The organism is Luteimonas gilva, assembly GCF_005239095.1.
Lineage (GTDB): Bacteria > Pseudomonadota > Gammaproteobacteria > Xanthomonadales > Xanthomonadaceae > Luteimonas_C > Luteimonas_C gilva.
In genome coordinates, this window is record NZ_SZUA01000001.1 from 744886 (window position 1) to 761256 (window position 16371).

Sequence of the window (16371 nt, forward strand, 5' to 3'; positions counted from 1 at the left end):
ATCGACGGCTGGGGGGCGTACGCCGCGATTGTAACGCAATACGGCGGGCGCTTACGGCTTCTTCAACGCGTCCTGGTCTTCCTGCAACTCGGGCTTGAACGGGATGTCCGGCGGCGGTCGGCCGCTCGAAGGTTGCTCGAACAATTTCTCGCTGTCGCTCACGCCGCAACCTCCGCCCACTTGCAGCAACGACACGACGCATTCGATCCGCTTGGACGTGCCCGGAATCGGAATCGACAGCTTCTGGATGCCCTTGCGCACCCATTCCTGCAACAAGGTTTCGTGCGGTACCCAATATTTTTCGAAACGCGTGGGATCGTAGCCGAACCGCGGGCGCTCCAGCCACTTGCCGGCGCGATCCAGATCGGCGATGTGCTGCTCCTTCGAGCCGGGCGCATTGCCGTATTGCTTAGGACTTTCGATAGACGCGCCGGGCGGCAAGCGCACGCTGCCGTCGGCGTTGAACAAACCCGGTTTAGCGCCGGCCTGGTCGCCGCCTCTCGGTTGGCCCGCGACATTGCGCTTCGCGTCGCCCCAATCGTCGCCTTTCGCCGGCGTGGGGAAACCGCCGGGTTTGGGTGCGGCGGCGCTCCCGGTCGCGGTCGACGCCGGTTGCGTGCCGCTGGTTTGCGCCGAAGGCGCTTGCGCCGCGCCGGAAGGTTGCGCCGTCACGCTGCTCGGCGCTTGCGCGGCGGCGGTCGCGCCGGGCGGCATCGGCAGCGATTCGGGTTGCGCCGCGCTCGAAGGCACCTGCACTTGCGCGCGCGCCGTCGTCGGTTGCGGCAATTCGCGCGTGCGCACCGCGGGCAGCGGCTGCGGCACTTCGATCGCGGTCGCCTGCTCGGCGATCTGCGGCACGGCGATCTGGCGTTGCGGTTGCTCGCGATCGATCGGCCGCACCGGCGCCGGCGCGCGCGGCGTGGGAATCGCTTCGACCTGGCTGCGCAAGGTCGGGACTTCCACGCTCGGCTGCACGGTCGCCTGGATCGGGCGCGGCTGCGGCGGCGGCAGGCGGAACCGGGTTTCGTCGGGCCGCGCGGTTTCGGTCACCTGCAGCGGTTGCTGCGCGGCGGGCTCGACGGTTTGTTCGGCCAACTGCGGCTGTTCGCGCTGCAGCGGTTCGACCTGCGGCGCCTCGACGCTGCTGGCCGGCGTCTCCACCTCGTTCAATTGCGGCCGCGGCGGCTGCGCCGGTTGCGGCTGCTGCGCGGTTTGCGTGTCGGTTTGCGGCACCGGCGGCCGCGGCGAAGGCGGACCGCCGCCCTCTTCTTCCGGCGCGCCCTGGCCGATGAATTGCACGCGCACGGCGACGTCGTCGAGCGCGCCGGCCGTCTCGTTGAAGCTGGTGTAGGCCAGGATCAGCAGCATCGCCGCGAAAAACACGTGCGCGATGGCGCTGACCACGATCGCGACGAACCGCACCCAGCGCTCGTCGCGGCTGGCCGGATGCCATTGCTGCCGCCACAGCGTGCCGAACGCTTTCCAGCGCCCCAGCACCGCCGAAGCGCGCGGCGGCAACGCCGGTTCGCGCTGCAGGAAGATGGCGACGATCGCGTCGGCGGCGGCGCCGGTGACCGCGCCGGCCTGCGCGATCATCGCGGCGAACCACTCGGTCCAACCGGGCGGGAATTCGCCCGGCGGCCGCTCGGGCCGCAGCGACCTGCGCGTTCGTCGGCGCAGGGCTTCGATCAGTTCGGCCGAGGAGAACACTCGCGCCGCGGTCCGGTTATGCCGCGGCGTCGCGGGCGATGTACGGCGCCTGGCCGGTGTCGTGATCGGTCGCGTCGCGCACCGCAGTCACGCCCGGTACCTTGCTCATCAAGGTTTTTTCGATCCCCTGCTTCAAAGTGACGTCGGCCATGCCGCAACCGTGGCAGCCGCCGCCGAAGCGCAGTACCACCACGCCGTCGGCGGTGACTTCCTGCACCGATACATGGCCGCGGTGTTGGGCGAGCTGCGGATTGATTTCGTTCTCCACCGTCCAGCGCACCCGCTCGACCAGCGAAGCCGATTCGGCCGGCGCCTGGCCTTTGATCTTCGGCGCGCGGATCTGCAACTGGCCGCCCGTGGCGAGCGCGGCGTAGTCGATCTCGGCGCCGTCCAGGTATTGCACGCTGTCGGCTTCCAGCCACAGGGTGAAGCCTTCGCAATCGATCGCCCATTCGTCGCCGCGCAGGTCCTGCGGCTCGGCGAATTCCAGACGCACGTCGGCGCCGGGCGTGCCGGGCTGGACCGCGGCCAGGCGCACGCCCAGGCCCGGCAGGCCTTCGCGTTCGATCAACCGGCGGAAGTGGGACTGGGCGGATTCGGAAATCTGGATCATGGGCGTATTCTACCGGGCTTGCGTCACGCCGTTCGTACGCTGTCTAGCACAGCATGAATCGCGTTTGCCATTCGTTAGGAGTCCGTCATGTCCGACCTGATCCCGCTCGCCCAGGCCCATTGCCTGCCCCGCAAAGGCAGCGAGCACAAGCTGAGCGAGGCCCGGGTGCGCGAACTGCTGCCCGAAATCCCCGGTTGGGAGCTCGCCGAGAATGGCCATGCCCTGACTCGCACGTTCACGTTCAAGGACTACTACCGGACGATGTCGTTCGTGAACGCGTTGGCGCATATGGCCAACCGCGAAGACCACCACCCCGACCTGAGCGTGCATTACGACCGCTGCGTGGTGCGCTATTCCACCCACGACGTGGGCGGGCTGAGCGAAAACGACTTCATTTGCGCCGCCAAGGCGGACAGCCTGGCCGACTGAATCGCGGCAAGCAGGGCCAAATCACCGCCTCAGGCGCAGCCCCGCTGCGCAAGTCGAAGCCACCGGTCACCGCTGCCGATGCGTTAGTCCCATATCGCTTGTCCGACGCGCACCGCCGCACCGATCCTGCGCGGCACGTTCCCGCATGGAAGACCCGATGAAATACGGACTGATCGCGCTGCTGCTCGGGCTGTCGCTGCCCGCTCAGGCCCAACAGATGTGTCCGGCCAGCGGCGGCAGGCTCCTGCCCTGCCAGAACTTCATGGAAGAGCAGTTCGCGATCTACGCGGCGAAAGAAGCCGAATGGGCCAAGGCCGATGCCGAAGACGCCGCAGCCGACGACGCCAACCGCGCCTCGGATTATTGGGGCGCGATCGCGGCGAATATGCAGACGGGGCAGATCCATCACGTCGAATACGTTTATCGTCCGATCGACGCGCTGGAACGGATGAAGCAGGCCTGCGCCGGCGACAAGCAGTGCGATCTGGTAGCGATCTACCGCAACACTTGCGTGGCGCTGGCGCGCGGCGACCAGGGCGAATTGTTCTGGGCCGACGACGCGAAGCCGAAACTGGTCCAGCAGAAGGCGATGAACGCCTGCAAGGCCGGCGGCGCGAACGGCTGCCGGGCCGACGAGCGGGACCGGGTTTGCAGCGGTTACGATTACGTCGACATCCGCACCGGCGAGGCCGGCACCGGACAGCAATCGCTGGGTTCCAAGTTGCGGGCGTTCAAGCGCAAAGGCGGTCTGCTCGGCGCGATTTCGCCCAAGCTGGCCGGCAAATCCGAAGTGCAGCCGCCGCAGGTCGCCTATAACCCGATGACGGCGCAGTTCCTGTCCCAGCCGACATCGATGCGCAGCGGCCAGAGCCCGGCCAAACCCGACGGATCGTCGCTATGGATGGCCTATGCCTTCGGCCGCAACAGCGGGGCGCGCGGCACCGGGATCGGGATGGTCGAGGGCGTGTCCGCGGCTCAAGCCAGGCAGACCTGCGGCAAGAGCGATTGCCAGACGCTGGTCGCCGCGCGCACCGGCGAATGCTTCGCCATCGTCGGCGGCGTGGACGCGCGACACGTGCAACAGGATTTCGCCGCGAAAGCCAAAAACAAGGAACTCGCCGGCCAGGCCGCGCTGAAGCAATGCAAGAGCGGCGGCCTGCAGCAGTGCCAGGTGGGTTTCGCCGAATGCGTTAAAACCCTGTCGGAGATGGCTGCGCAGCAGTAGCGCCAACACCGGCTGCCGCCGTTTTGCGGAGCCGAGCCTGCTTCGTTGCCCTGGATCTTGCTCCGCCGCTTTTCGGCCCTGAAAAGAAGATCAGCGGAGCAAGCTCCGCTCTACAAAACGGGCGAAAGCGAACAGCAGCGGGCGAACTCCGCTCTACAAGCGGTCAAGCCAGGCGGTCGAGCACATCGACCAGTTCGGATGCGAGCGGTGCGTTCAAGACATAAGGCGCGCGGCCGCCGTCCAAAGCGAATTCCAGCGAAGCCGCATGCAGGAACAGCCGCTTCAATCCGGCCTGTTCGCGCAATTTCTTGTTGATCGTTTCGTCGCCGTATTTGTCGTCGCCCGCCACCGGATGGCCGATGTGCTCGGCATGGACGCGGATCTGATGCGTGCGGCCGGTTTCGATCCGCACCTCGCAATAGGATTGCCCGCCGCGCCGTTCCAGCACCCGGAAATGGCTCAGCGAGGCCTTGCCGGAAGGGTTCACCTGCACGTGCCGCTCGCCGCCCTGGCGCAGGCCGACATGCAATGGCGCATCGACGCTCATCACCCCGTCGGGCATCCGGCCGACCAACAAGGCCAGATAGCGCTTGGCGATGCCGCCGTCCTCGCGCATCAGCGCTTGCAGTTCGGTCAGCGCCGAGCGCTTCTTGGCGACGATCAGCAGGCCCGAGGTATCCCGGTCCAGCCGATGGACCAGCTCCAACGACTCCTTCGGCCGCAGCGCGCGCAGGGTCTCGATCGCGCCGAAGCTGATTCCGCTGCCGCCGTGGCTGGCCACGCCGGAGGGTTTGTTGATCGCCAGCAACCGGGCGTCTTCGAAGACGATGCTGGCCGCCATGGCATCCAATAGGCCCTTGGCGGGCGTGCCTTTGTCTCCGGGCTCCTCGAGACGGACCGGCGGAATCCGGACCTCATCCCCGCCTTCCAGCCGGCGCTCCGGCTTGCTGCGCCCCCCGTTCACCCGCACCTGACCGGAGCGCAAAAGCTTGTAGATCAAGCTGCGCGGGGCGCCTTTCAGGTAGCCGAGCAGGAAGTTGTCCAGGCGCTGGCCGTCACGGTCTTCGCTGATTCGGACCGTATGGGCGGTCCCGGCCGGCCGGCGTGGCTCATCTGAATGGGGCATCTGCAGTCTTGGTCTGATACACTCGCGATGCGAGATAAGGGTTTGATTTCGCTGGAAGTTACCCCGGGCCGAAAGCCCGCCCTTCCATCGATCCTCGCGCAGTGCGCAACCACCGCCTCAGGGGCGGCCATGTTAGCGGCTCAGCGGCAAGCCCGGACATCGCCCGATGCGTCAGACATCGGCGCTGAACAACGACCCGTGCGGCGCGTGAAGGCTCAGGCCGATACCGCCGCCGGCCCGCAACAACATTTAGCAAGAAGCGCTCCCGCGGTCCGCCGTGGTGTTGTAGCGCTGGAAACCCAGGTCGCCGCTGCGCTTGCGCGGCCGGCGCCCAGCAGTATCCAGGCGAAACGCCCCGGCGTTCCGCGTGCGAGAGCGCGCGAGGAACGCGAACCATGAAACGCATGCTGATCAACGCGACGCAGGCCGAAGAGCTGCGCGTCGCCATCGTCGACGGACAGACCCTTTACGACATCGATATCGAGCAACCGTCCAAAGAACAAAAGAAATCCAATATCTACAAGGGCAAGATCACCCGCCTCGAGCCCTCCCTGGAAGCCGCCTTCGTCGATTACGGCGCCGAACGCCACGGCTTCCTGCCGCTGAAGGAAATTTCCCGCGACTACTTCCAAGCCGGCGTCGACCACCATAAGGCCGGCCTGAAGGAACTGCTGCGCGAGGGCCAGGAAGTCGTGGTCCAGGTCGACAAGGAAGAACGCGGCAACAAGGGCGCGGCCCTGACCACGTTCATCTCCCTGGCCGGCCGCTACATGGTGCTGATGCCCAACTCGCCCACCGCCGGCGGCGTTTCGCGCCGGATCGAGGGCGACGACCGCGCCGCGCTGAAGGAAGCGATGGACAAGCTGACCATCCCCGACGACATGGGGGTGATCATCCGCACCGCCGGCGTCGGCCGCGACGCCGAAGAGCTGCAGTGGGACCTGGACTACCTGCTCCAGGTCTGGCGCTCGATCGCCGAAGCCGCCCTGACCAAGCCGGCGCCGTTCCTGATCTACCAGGAGTCGCGCCTGATCATCCGCGCCCTGCGCGACTACATGCGCGCGGACGTCGGCGAGATCCTGGTCGACGCGCCGGAAATGTACGAGGAAGCCAAGGAATTCGTGCAGCAGGTGATGCCGCACAACCTGCGCAAGCTCAAGCACTACACCGACGACACGCCGCTGTTCAACCGCTTCCAGATCGAATCGCAGATCGAAAACGCCTACGAGCGCCAGGTGCGGCTGCCGTCCGGCGGCTCCATCGTGGTCGACCAGACCGAAGCGCTGACCGCGATCGACGTCAACTCGGCCCGCGCCACCAAGGGCGGCGACATCGAGGAAACCGCGTTCCACACCAATTGCGAAGCGGCCGATGAAGTCGCCCGCCAGATGCGCCTGCGCGACCTGGGCGGGCTGGTGGTGATCGACTTCATCGACATGGCCTCGAACAAGCACCAGCGCGAAGTCGAGAACCGGCTGCAGAACGCGCTGAAGTACGACCGCGCCCGCGTCCAGATCGGCCGCATCTCGCGCTTCGGCCTGCTGGAAATGAGCCGCCAGCGCCTGCGCCCGAGCCTGGGCGAGGCCAGCCAGATCGTCTGCCCGCGCTGCGACGGCCACGGCCGCATGCGCAGCGTCGAATCGCTGTCGCTGTCGATCCTGCGCGTGACCGAAGAGCACGCGATGAAGGAGAACACCGGCCAGGTGCTGGTGCAGGCGCCGACCGAGATCGCCAACTTCCTGCTCAACGAGAAGCGCCGCGCGCTGGCCGAAATCGAACAGCGCCACGACGCGCCGATCGTGATCGTCGCCGACGACCAGTTGGAAACTCCGCACTACGAAGTCACCCGGATCCGCGAGAACGAGCTGAGCGAAGAGACCAGCAAGCCCAGCTATCAACGCGGCACCCCGCGCAAACTGGCCACGCATGCGCTGACCAAGGCGCATCTGAACATTCCGCCCGCGCCGGCGGTGACCAACGTCAAGCCGCTGCAGCCGGCCCCGCTGCGCGAAGAGCCGCGCGAGGAAGCGCGTCCGGCTTACGCGCCGGTGCCTGCGCCGATCGCGGTTGCGCCCAGGCCCAAGGCCGGTTTCTTCGCGCGTTTGATGAATCTGTTCGGCGGCGAAGCTCCCGCCGCGCAGGCGCCGGCCGCCGCGCCGGCTCAGGCTTATCAGGACCGCGGCGGACGCAACGACCGCAACAACCCGCGCCGCGACGGCCGCAATGGCGGCAAGCCGCAGCAGCAAGGCCGCGATCGCCGCGACGATCAGAAGCGCGAAGATCAGCCAAAGCAGCGCGGCGGGCAACAGCAGCAAGCGCAGCAAGGCAACCAGCAGGCCAAGCAGCAAAAGCAGCAGGGTCAGCAGCAGAATCCGCCCAAGCAGCAACAGCAGCAAAAACAGGGGCAGCAGCAAAACCAGCCCAAGCAACAGCAGCCGCAAAAGCAGAACAAGCCGCAGGATCCTCAACGCGAAGCGCGGCCGCCCAAGCCTGAGCTGTCGGAAGCCGCACCGGCGCAGCAGCCGAATGCGCAGCCCAAGCCTGCGGCCATCGCCGACAAGCCCGCCGCGGTCGAAACCTCGCCTGCAGCGACCGTCGCGGTAGCGGCGCCCGCCGCCGCAGCGCTCGCGGTCGAGCACGCCACGCCCGTCGTCGAGACCGATGCTGCGGCATCGCCCGCCGCAGAAGCCGCCGACGCCGCAACCGAAGCGAACGAGCATGCGGAAGGCGCGCGCCGCCGCCGCGGCCGTCGCGGCGGCCGCCGCCGCCGCCGTGGCGGCGCGGAAGGCGCTGCGCACGAGGAGTCGGGCGCCGGCGAAACCGCGCACGAGGACGCCGTCGCCGCGCATCGCTCGCAGCCCGAGTTCGATTTCGACGATCCGCAACCGACCGTCGCGGAAACAAAACCTGCCCCGGTCGTGCGCAACGAACCCGCGGTGACCGTCGCGCCACAACCGCCGGCGATCGAAGCCGAAACCGTCGCGGCGCCTGTCGCCGTCGCAGCGGCCGTCGAACCGGCGCATGCGCCGGTCGTCGAACCCGCACTTCCCCCGGCCGACGCGGCTGCGGAAGCGGTGGCGGCCATCGAAACCGCTCCGGCGCCTTCGCGCATCGAACAAACCGATGCCGCGGCGGCCGCGGCTCAGATGGCGTCCGAGTCCGTCGCGCCTACGGCATCCGAACCCGCGACGCTCGAACCCGCCGCTCAAGCAGCGACGGAAGTCGCATCGGTAACCACAGAGCCGACATCACCCGCGGTCGAAAGCGCGAAGCCCGCCGTGGACGAGAACACGCACGCGGCCGACAAGCCGCGCGAGAGCGCGCCGAGCGTCTCGCGCCCGGTCGCGCGCGCGCCGCAGCAGGGCGAAGGCATCCATGCCCTGCCCTTATCCGCCGCGATCGCCGTGTCCTTGGCCGAAAGCGCCTATCGGCCGACGATCAAGTCCTTGTCGGAGCCGGCCGCCGCGAAACCCGAGTCGCCCGCGGAAGCGCTGCGCACCGAAACTCCGGTCGCAACGGATCTGGAAAAGAAGGACAGCGCCGCACCGACGCAGGACCTATTGTTCGGCGGCACCCCGGTATCGCTCGCTGCAGACGAGGAACAGGACCGCACCGCGGCGGCCCGTCCGCCGTCCGCCGCGGATGCGGGCGACGAAGCGCCGCGAGAAGGCGAACACGGCGTTTGACCCAGCGGGGACGGTTCGCACGAACCGTCCCTGCTTTCCCGATAAATACGGTTTCCGCGCGGACTGGGCTCAGACCGCGTGTGCGGGATTGCTCAATCCGTATTGGCCGGCCAGCCGGGCCAGCGCGATGCTGTCGCCCACGCCGAGCTTTTCGAACAAGCGCGTCTTGTGCGTATTGACGGTCTTCGCGCTCAAACTCAGGCGTTTGGCGATGTCTTCCTGGCGCAAGCCTTGGGTCAGCAACAAGGCGATTTCCATCTCGCGCGCCGACAAGGCTTCGAACGGCGAACCGCCGCCCTGCATGCCGGACAACGCCATCGCCTGGGCCACGCCGCTTGCCAAATAACGCTTGCCGCGCGCCACGTCGCGCACCGCGCGCAGCAATTCCGCGCTGTCGCCGCCTTTGCCGACGTAACCGGACGCGCCGGCTTCGAGCAAACGCTTGGGCATCGGCCCGTCTTCCAGCACCGACACCACGATCACCCGCGTGCCGTGATCGCCCTTGACCACGCGCTCGGTCACTTCCAGCCCGCTGACGCCGGGCAGGTGCAAATCGCACAGCACGACATCGGGTTTCAATTTGCGGATCTTGGGCAGCGCTTCTTCGCCGCTGTCGGCTTCGCCCACCACTTCGATATCGACTTCCCCGCCCAGGATCATCCTCATCCCGGTGCGGACCAGGACATGGTCGTCGACCAGAAAGACGCGAATCGTCATCCGTACAACTCCACTCTCCCGCCGTCAGCGTAGGCGGCGGCCGCAGGCTTGGCAAGGGCGGAGGCCATGAATAAAAGATTCCGGAGGACGGACGGCATGCGATTCAACCGAGCGCGGTATCGAGCAACATCATCAACACGAAACCGACGATCAAGCCGCCGGTCGCGAACGCTTCGTGTCCTTTGCGGTGCGATTCGGGGATGATCTCGTGGCTGATCACGAACAGCATCGCGCCGGCCGCGAAAGCCAACCCCCAGGGCAATAGCGCCGCGGACAGGCCGATCACCGCCGCGCCGATCACGGCGCCCACCGGTTCCACCAGCCCCGAGGCCATGCCGATCGCCACCGCCAGCCCGCGCTTGTAGCCGGCCGATACCAACGCCACCGCCACGACCAGGCCTTCGGGCACGTCCTGGATCGCGATGCCCATCGCCAGCGCGCCGGCGCGCACCGGATCGGTGCCGGCGTAACCGACGCCGATCGCCAAGCCTTCCGGCAGGTTGTGCAGCACGATCGCGAAAACGAACAGCCAGGTGCGCCGCAACGCGCGCGCCGCGTGGCCTTCCACGCCTTTGATGAAATGCTCGTGCGGCAGAAGGCGCTCCATCAGCAGCAACAAAGCCGCGCCCAGGACGATGCCGCCGCCGACGATCAAGCCCGCGCCCCAATTGCCGGCGCCGCGCGCCTCGGCCGTAGCGATCGCCGGCACGATCAGCGAGAACGAGCACGCCGCCAGCATCACGCCCGCGCCGAAACCGAACAGCGTGTCCTGCACGCGATCGGACAGCCGTTGCGAGAACCAGACCGGCAACGCGCCCAACGCGGTGGCGATCGCCGCCATCGATCCGCCGAGGAAAGCGTTGAACACCGGCGCCGGATAGTCCGAACGCAGGTGCTGCCACAACCCCTGCAGCATCGCGAACAAGCCCAGCACGACGATCCCCATGCCGAGCCAACGGCGGAATACGGCGGCGGGCGGCAGCGAAGGGCTGTGCATGCCGCCATCTGACCACAACGCCGGTGGGCTGGGTAGCACGGGCCGGAGAACACGCGAATCGTGCACACTAGAGGCTCGATTCCAGGGGGTTCCCATGCCGATATCCGTCCGCTCCGCTTGTTCCGCATTGCTCGCCGCTGCGCTGCTGGCCGTTTGCGCATCGCTTGCGCCCGTCGCCGCGCGCGAGAAGGCCGCTGTCGCCGCGCCTGCCGCCGGCGCAGAAGCCTGGCTGGCCGACGTCACCGCGATTTCTTCGGCCGCCGATAACGCCGGGCGGCGTGCGGCGATCGAAAGCGCGCTCGCCGCCTCCGGGCTTAAGGCGGAGCGCAAGCCTTTCGCGATCGACAAGCGCGAAGGCGTGAATCTGTTCGCCGATGTCGGCGGTCCTGCCGACGCGCCCTTGCTGCTGATCGGTGCGCATTCGGACAAAGTCGAAGCGGGGCGCGGCGCCACCGACAACGCATCCGGCAGCGCGGCCGTATTGGCGCTGGCGCAACGCTTGAAGCAGCGCCCGCTGCAACATCACCGGGTGCGCGTCGCGTTCTGGGATTTGGAAGAACTGGGCCTGCTCGGCTCGCGCGCCTACGTCGCCGACGGCAAGGACAAGCCCGCGCTGTACGTCAATTTCGACGTGTTCGGCTGGGGCGACGCCTTGTGGATGCAGACCCTGGACGAAGCGCATCCGCTGGTGGCGGCGAGCCGCAGCGCCACCGAAACTTCGGGCATCGCGTTGAACGCTGGCAAAGCCTATCCGCCCACCGATCACCTCGCCTTCCAGAAAGCGGGCTGGCCGGCGGTGTCGTATTCGCTGGTCGGGCGCAGCGAGATTTCCGGCATCCTGGACGAATTCGCGGGCAAGAAAGTCGACCCTGCGCCGAAAGTGATGCAAGTGATCCACAGCGACAACGACACGCTCGCCCAGCTCGACGCGACCGAAGCCGCGAAGGGTGTGGATGCGGTGGAAGCCGCGTTGCGCGTCTGGGATGCCGACAGCCGATAGGGTTCGGCGCCCGATGCCTGTAAGAGCGGCTTCAGCCGCGAGCCTTTTCTCTGAAATCGCGGCGATGTCGCGATTTGAAGGAAAGAGCTCGCGGCTGAAGCCGCTCCTACAAAAAACGGTCCCCTTAGTGTGTCCGAAAACGGCCAGCGGTCACGACCCCGGGCATGACATCATGGAGACCTCACGCATCGGGACGCTTCGATGGCTCTTACCTCAGAAAACAACCGCATCTTCCACGGCCTCCACCAGAACGGCCTATTGCTGCTGGCCAACGCCTGGGACGCCGGCAGCGCCAAATTGATCGAGAACCAAGGCGCGAAAGCGATCGCCACCACCAGCGCGGGCGTCGCCTGGTCCTTGGGTTATCCCGACGGCGATGCGCTGCCGCTGGCCAAGCTCGCGGACGCCGTCGCCAACATGGCGCGCGTCTTGAAGGTTCCCCTCACCACCGACATGGAATCGGGCTACTCGGACGACCCGGCCACCGTCGCCGACAACGCGCTGAGATTGATCGATGCCGGCGCGGTGGGCATCAATCTCGAAGACGGCAACGGGTCGCCCGCTCTGCTCTGCGCGAAGATCGAAGCGATCAAGAGCGCAGCAGCGAAGGCCGGCGGCGAGTTGTTCGTCAATGCACGCACCGACGTCTACCTCGCGGGTCTGGCGCCGGAGCCGAGGCGCGTCGAGGAAACCTTGGCGCGCGGCCGCGCCTATCGCAACGCCGGCGCGGACGGATTCTTCGTTCCCGGCGTAGTCGCGGAAAACGACATCCGCGCCATCGCTTCGGGGGTGGACCTGCCTTTGAACGTGATGGCGCGTCCCGCCTTTCCCGGCGCACGCGAACTGCAGGATTGGGGCGTGCGCCGGCTCAGCGCCGGCCCTTATCTCACCGCTTCGGCCTACACGCGCGTGGCCGGTCTGGCGAAACGCTTCCTGGCCGATGGCGTATCGGCGCCGTTGATCCAGGACGCGATGGGCTACTCCGACATCAACGCCTGGTTCGCGGACTGACCTTCGGCGCCCGTTGCCTCATCCGCGGACGGGCTCCGCTTGCGCGCCTTCTTCGCCGCTTTCCGGCCCGATAGCCGCGCCCATACCGGCGCGTGATCGCTCGCCTTGGGCAGATCCCGCACCCAGCGATCCACCCCCGCTTCCTGCAACCGGGACGCGAGTTCGGCGTTCAACAGGATGTGGTCGATGCGCAAGCCGGCATTGCGCGGCCAATGCTGGCGGAAATAATCCCAGAACGTATAGATCCTTTCCCCGGGGTGCGTTTCGCGCAAGGCATCGACCCACCCCTGCGCGAGCAGTGCTTCGTAGCGCGCGCGGCTTTCCGGCTGCAGCAATGCATCCTTGCGCCAGGACGCCGGGTTGTAGATGTCGAAGTCGGTGGGCACGACGTTGAAATCCCCTACCAAGGCGACCGGATGTCCGCTGGCGAACAGCGACTCCGCGTGACGGTTCAGGCGGTCGAACCATTTCAACTTGTAGTCGAACTTCGGTCCGGGCTGCGGATTGCCGTTCGGCAAATACAGGCAGCCGACCACGATGCCGTGCGCTGCCGCTTCCAGATAGCGGCTTTGGTCGTCGGCGCGGTCGCCAGGCAACGCGCGCCGGATTTCCACCGGATCGGCGCCCCGGGCCAAGATCGCGACGCCGTTCCAGGAGCGCTGGCCGTGCCACAGCGCGCCGTAGCCGGCTTTGCGGATGTCGGCAGCCGGAAAGCCTTCGTCGACCGCCTTCAACTCCTGCAAACAGGCGATGTCCGGCGCCTCTTCGTCCAGCCAAGCCAGCAGGTGCGGCAGCCTCGATCGGATGCCGTTGACGTTGTAGGTGGCCAATTTCAGCGGCTTTGCGGCTGGATTCTTCTTGGTTGGCACGGCGACTTTCCGGCGCGAGCGAGTCATCGGAACATACCTTAAGCGCGTCAAGTCGACGCGAACGCACCGGCCCGCCGATGGCGGATTCCGATTATGCTCGGCCGTGTGCGCGATCCCTTCGAACCCCAGCTGCGGCGAGCTCGCGACCTGGAAATCGCAGGCGATCTTGCCGCGGCGCATGCGATTTACGAATCCGTCTTGCGTGCCGAACCGGGCCGCCTGTACGTCCGCATGCGGCTGTCCCTGCTGGAACAAGCCTTCGGCCATTACCGCCGCTCGCGCGAACACGCGCTCGCCGCCGCGGACGCGGTGCGCAGCGGCCGCTGGAGCCAAATCGGCTCGGTAACCGCCCGCCTGCTCGCCTTCGACGAAGGCGAAGCGCTGCACGGCCTGATCCGCGCCGCCGACTGGAGCAGCGTAGAGATCGCCCGCAATTCGCCGTTATTGGCGCAGCAGTTGTATTTGACCGATCGCGCGGACATGGCCCTGGATCTGATCGATGCGGTCTTCGCGAAAGCGGCCGACAGCGAGCACTTGAGTTACGCCCGCGCCAACGCCTTGCGCTACACCGGCCGCCTGGACGAAGCGACGGCGGAATACGAACGATGCCTGAGCCTGCAACCGAACTATGTCCATGCGCATTGGGCGCTGGCCTATCACCAGGCCTCGGACCCGCCGCTGTCGCGCATCGAACGGATCGAGAAGACGCAGGCCGCGCTGGATCCCGCATCGCCCGACCAGGCTTATCTGCATTACGCGCTGTTCAAGGAATACGACGCGGCGGACGATGCCGATTCGGCCTGGCGGCACCTCATGGCCGGCGCACAGATCAAGCGGCGAACCTTGCGATACGATTCCGCGGCGGAGCAAGCGGATTTCGAAGCGGTTATGCGGTCCGTCGATGCGGACTTCATCCACGATCCCCGCTCTACCCTGCCGAACCCGGACCGGGTTCCGATCTTCGTCGTCGGCATGCCGCGCACCGGCACGACGCTATTGGAACGCATCCTAGGCAATCAGAGCCGAGCGGCGGCCGGCGGCGAATTGCGGGACTTCAACACCGCGTTATGCCTGGCGACGGACGGCTTCGTCCCTTCTTCGCCTACTCCGGCCTGGCTCGAACGCCTGCGAGCCATCGACTTAGCCGGCGTCGGCGACGAATATCTACGGCGCACCGCGGACCGCTATGCGGGCGGTCGCTATTTGATCGACAAGAACCCGATGAATTTCGCGTATGCCGGCCACGTCGCGAAGGCGCTGCCGCAAGCGAAGATCCTGTGCTTGCGGCGCAACGCGATGGACGCCTGCTTTTCCAACCTGAAAGAACTTTTCACGAATGCCGCTTACGGCTACAGCTACGACCAGGCCGAACTGGCGGACCATTACGCCCGTTTCTCCGCGTTATGCGATCACTGGCAACGCGCCATGCCCGAACGTTTCTTGACGGTGGATTACGAAGATTTGGTGTCCGATCCCCTGTCGGCGTCGGATAGGATCGCAGGATTCTGCGGGTTGGCGTTCGAACCGGACAGCGTCGACATCACCCGGAACCGGACTGCGGTGGCGACCGCCAGCAGTTCCCAAGTGCGGCAACCGATCCATCGCCGCGGGGTGAATGCTTGGCGGAAATACGAGGCGTATCTGCAGCCTTTGCAGGAACGCTTGGATCGGGCGGCTTCGATTGGCTCATGAACGCGGCAGGTCGAAGCTTTCGCTCGACCTGCCGCGATTGCCCTGTTACGCCTCAGGCGGCACGACGGGTGCCGGACACTCCACGACCGTACCCGGCGTGGCCGGTACCGGCTGCACGCCGAAAGAAGACGAGACTGCGAACAACGAAAAGAACAGGAATGACATTCGTGCGGATCCTTTGGGGGTTGAGGATGGGCCGCCTCGATGCAAGCGCGACCCGAACGGCAAGCGGCCATCGAAGCCGCGTGCCGGCATTAGCATCCGCCTAGCCGGCACGCGCAGCCACGCGCATTAGGCGGCCCCTTAGCCCGCTATCGGTCGGGCCTGGAGAAGCGGCATTGGTTATCGTTGCGCGGCGCAGCCACGTACAATCGCCTGCATCGCACCCTGCCCAACGTCGGTGGAACGGCTATGAACTTGCGCCTCCGCATCGCAATCGCTTTGCTTGCGTCCCCTCTCTCGCTTTCCGCAGCCGCCCCTGCACCGAAACCCGATCTCCGCTTGTGGCGTTTGGATTGCGGGACGCTATGGACCTACAACCTTGACGAGATGTCCGACACGCGCGCCTACGTCGGCAAAAGCAAGAAATTCGTGGGCAGCTGCTATCTCATCCGGCATGGCGGCGATTACTTGCTCTGGGATACCGGCTTGTCCAAGGAGTACCTAGGCAAGCCTTACGCGGAGGGCGCCGAAGATTCCAACTCGCTCGCCGCGACGGTGGTCGATCAGCTCGCAAAAATAGGCGTAAAACCGTCGCAAGTCTCGCGGATCGGCATCAGCCACTACCACTTCGACCATATCGGCCAAGCGGCGGACTTTCCGCAGGCGAAACTGCTGATCGGCGAAGGCGATTTCGCGGTGTTCGGCAAGCCGGGGCACGAAGAGCGCACGAAGCTGCTCTCGCCTTGGCTGCGCAAAGGCGCCAAGGTCGAAAAGGTGAAAGGCGATTTCGACGTGTTCGGCGACGGCAGCGTGGTGATGCTCGACTTGCCCGGGCACACTCCGGGCCATCACGGCTTGTTGGTGCAGCTGCCCAAGCGCGGCCCCGTGCTGCTATCCGGGGACGTGGTGCATTTGCGCGAGAATATGGAGACGATGGGCGTGCCTTCGTTCAACACCAATCGCGCGGATTCGTTGGCCTCGATGGACCGCTTCAAGAAGCTCGCGGAGAATTTGCACGCGACTCTGATCATCCAGCACGAGGAGAAGGATGTCGGGAAGTTGCCGGCATTTCCGGAAGCCGCCGAATGAATGCGCAGCCGAGATAGATCGCAGTCGGACGCGGATAGACCGCGC

13 protein-coding genes are annotated in these 16371 nt (G+C 66.5%); 7 read left to right on the forward strand and 6 right to left on the reverse strand.

All coding sequences use genetic code 11. The annotated features are described in order from the left end of the window. Positions 1 to 51: 51 nt before the first annotated feature. Both FCE95_RS03380 and FCE95_RS03385 read right to left on the reverse strand, forming a co-directional pair. Complete coding sequence (locus FCE95_RS03380) at positions 52 to 1710, reverse strand: hypothetical protein (RefSeq protein WP_137265570.1); 1659 nt, start codon at positions 1708 to 1710, stop codon at positions 52 to 54. Between the two features lie 16 nt (positions 1711 to 1726). Further along, positions 1727 to 2323 carry an NfuA family Fe-S biogenesis protein gene (locus tag FCE95_RS03385; protein WP_137265571.1) on the reverse strand — a complete coding sequence of 199 codons (597 nt, stop codon included), beginning with the start codon at positions 2321 to 2323 and terminating at the stop codon, positions 1727 to 1729. Between the two features lie 87 nt (positions 2324 to 2410). On the opposite strand from FCE95_RS03385, the gene FCE95_RS03390 reads away from it, so the two are divergent. Then, on the forward strand, positions 2411 to 2752 hold the full coding sequence (locus tag FCE95_RS03390; RefSeq protein ID WP_137265572.1) for a 4a-hydroxytetrahydrobiopterin dehydratase: 342 nt from the start codon (positions 2411 to 2413) through the stop codon (positions 2750 to 2752). A 157-nt stretch (positions 2753 to 2909) separates the two neighbouring features. Continuing rightward, entirely contained in the window at positions 2910 to 3977 is a 1068-nt protein-coding gene (locus FCE95_RS03395) for a DUF4189 domain-containing protein (protein WP_189644621.1), read from the forward strand. A 163-nt stretch (positions 3978 to 4140) separates the two neighbouring features. Here FCE95_RS03395 and FCE95_RS03400 read toward each other — a convergent pair whose 3' ends face one another. Continuing rightward, a complete protein-coding gene (locus tag FCE95_RS03400) occupies positions 4141 to 5103 on the reverse strand; it encodes an RluA family pseudouridine synthase (protein ID WP_137265574.1) in 963 nt (320 codons plus the stop codon). 395 nt (positions 5104 to 5498) lie between these two features. Between FCE95_RS03400 and rne the strand changes: the two genes are divergently transcribed. Beyond that, on the forward strand, positions 5499 to 8789 hold the full coding sequence (gene rne, locus FCE95_RS03405; RefSeq protein WP_137265575.1) for a ribonuclease E: 3291 nt from the start codon (positions 5499 to 5501) through the stop codon (positions 8787 to 8789). Positions 8790 to 8858: 69 nt separating this feature from the next. Here the strand turns inward: rne and FCE95_RS03410 are convergent, their stop codons facing one another. Beyond that, positions 8859 to 9506 carry a response regulator gene (locus tag FCE95_RS03410; protein WP_137265576.1) on the reverse strand — a complete coding sequence of 216 codons (648 nt, stop codon included), beginning with the start codon at positions 9504 to 9506 and terminating at the stop codon, positions 8859 to 8861. A 103-nt stretch (positions 9507 to 9609) separates the two neighbouring features. After that, a complete protein-coding gene (locus FCE95_RS03415; RefSeq protein WP_137265577.1) occupies positions 9610 to 10503 on the reverse strand; it encodes a ZIP family metal transporter in 894 nt (297 codons plus the stop codon). A gap of 94 nt (positions 10504 to 10597) precedes the next feature. Between FCE95_RS03415 and FCE95_RS03420 the strand changes: the two genes are divergently transcribed. Both FCE95_RS03420 and FCE95_RS03425 read left to right on the forward strand, forming a co-directional pair. Beyond that, positions 10598 to 11503, forward strand: a complete 906-nt coding sequence (locus FCE95_RS03420; RefSeq protein WP_189644622.1) for a M28 family metallopeptidase — start codon at positions 10598 to 10600, stop codon at positions 11501 to 11503. A 201-nt stretch (positions 11504 to 11704) separates the two neighbouring features. Further along, positions 11705 to 12514: an isocitrate lyase/PEP mutase family protein gene (locus FCE95_RS03425; protein ID WP_137265579.1), complete on the forward strand. Its 810-nt coding sequence runs from the start codon at positions 11705 to 11707 to the stop codon at positions 12512 to 12514. Here FCE95_RS03425 and xth read toward each other — a convergent pair. Then, positions 12481 to 13383, reverse strand: a complete 903-nt coding sequence (gene xth, locus FCE95_RS03430; RefSeq protein ID WP_317616466.1) for an exodeoxyribonuclease III — start codon at positions 13381 to 13383, stop codon at positions 12481 to 12483. The genes FCE95_RS03425 and xth overlap by 34 nt on opposite strands. A 198-nt stretch (positions 13384 to 13581) precedes the next feature. Between xth and FCE95_RS03435 the strand changes: the two genes are divergently transcribed. Together FCE95_RS03435 and FCE95_RS03440 are read left to right on the forward strand one after the other, a co-directional pair. After that, on the forward strand, positions 13582 to 15075 hold the full coding sequence (locus FCE95_RS03435; protein ID WP_189644623.1) for a tetratricopeptide repeat-containing sulfotransferase family protein: 1494 nt from the start codon (positions 13582 to 13584) through the stop codon (positions 15073 to 15075). Between the two features lie 549 nt (positions 15076 to 15624). Continuing rightward, entirely contained in the window at positions 15625 to 16326 is a 702-nt protein-coding gene (locus FCE95_RS03440; RefSeq protein ID WP_223266756.1) for an N-acyl homoserine lactonase family protein, read from the forward strand. Positions 16327 to 16371: the final 45 nt, after the last annotated feature.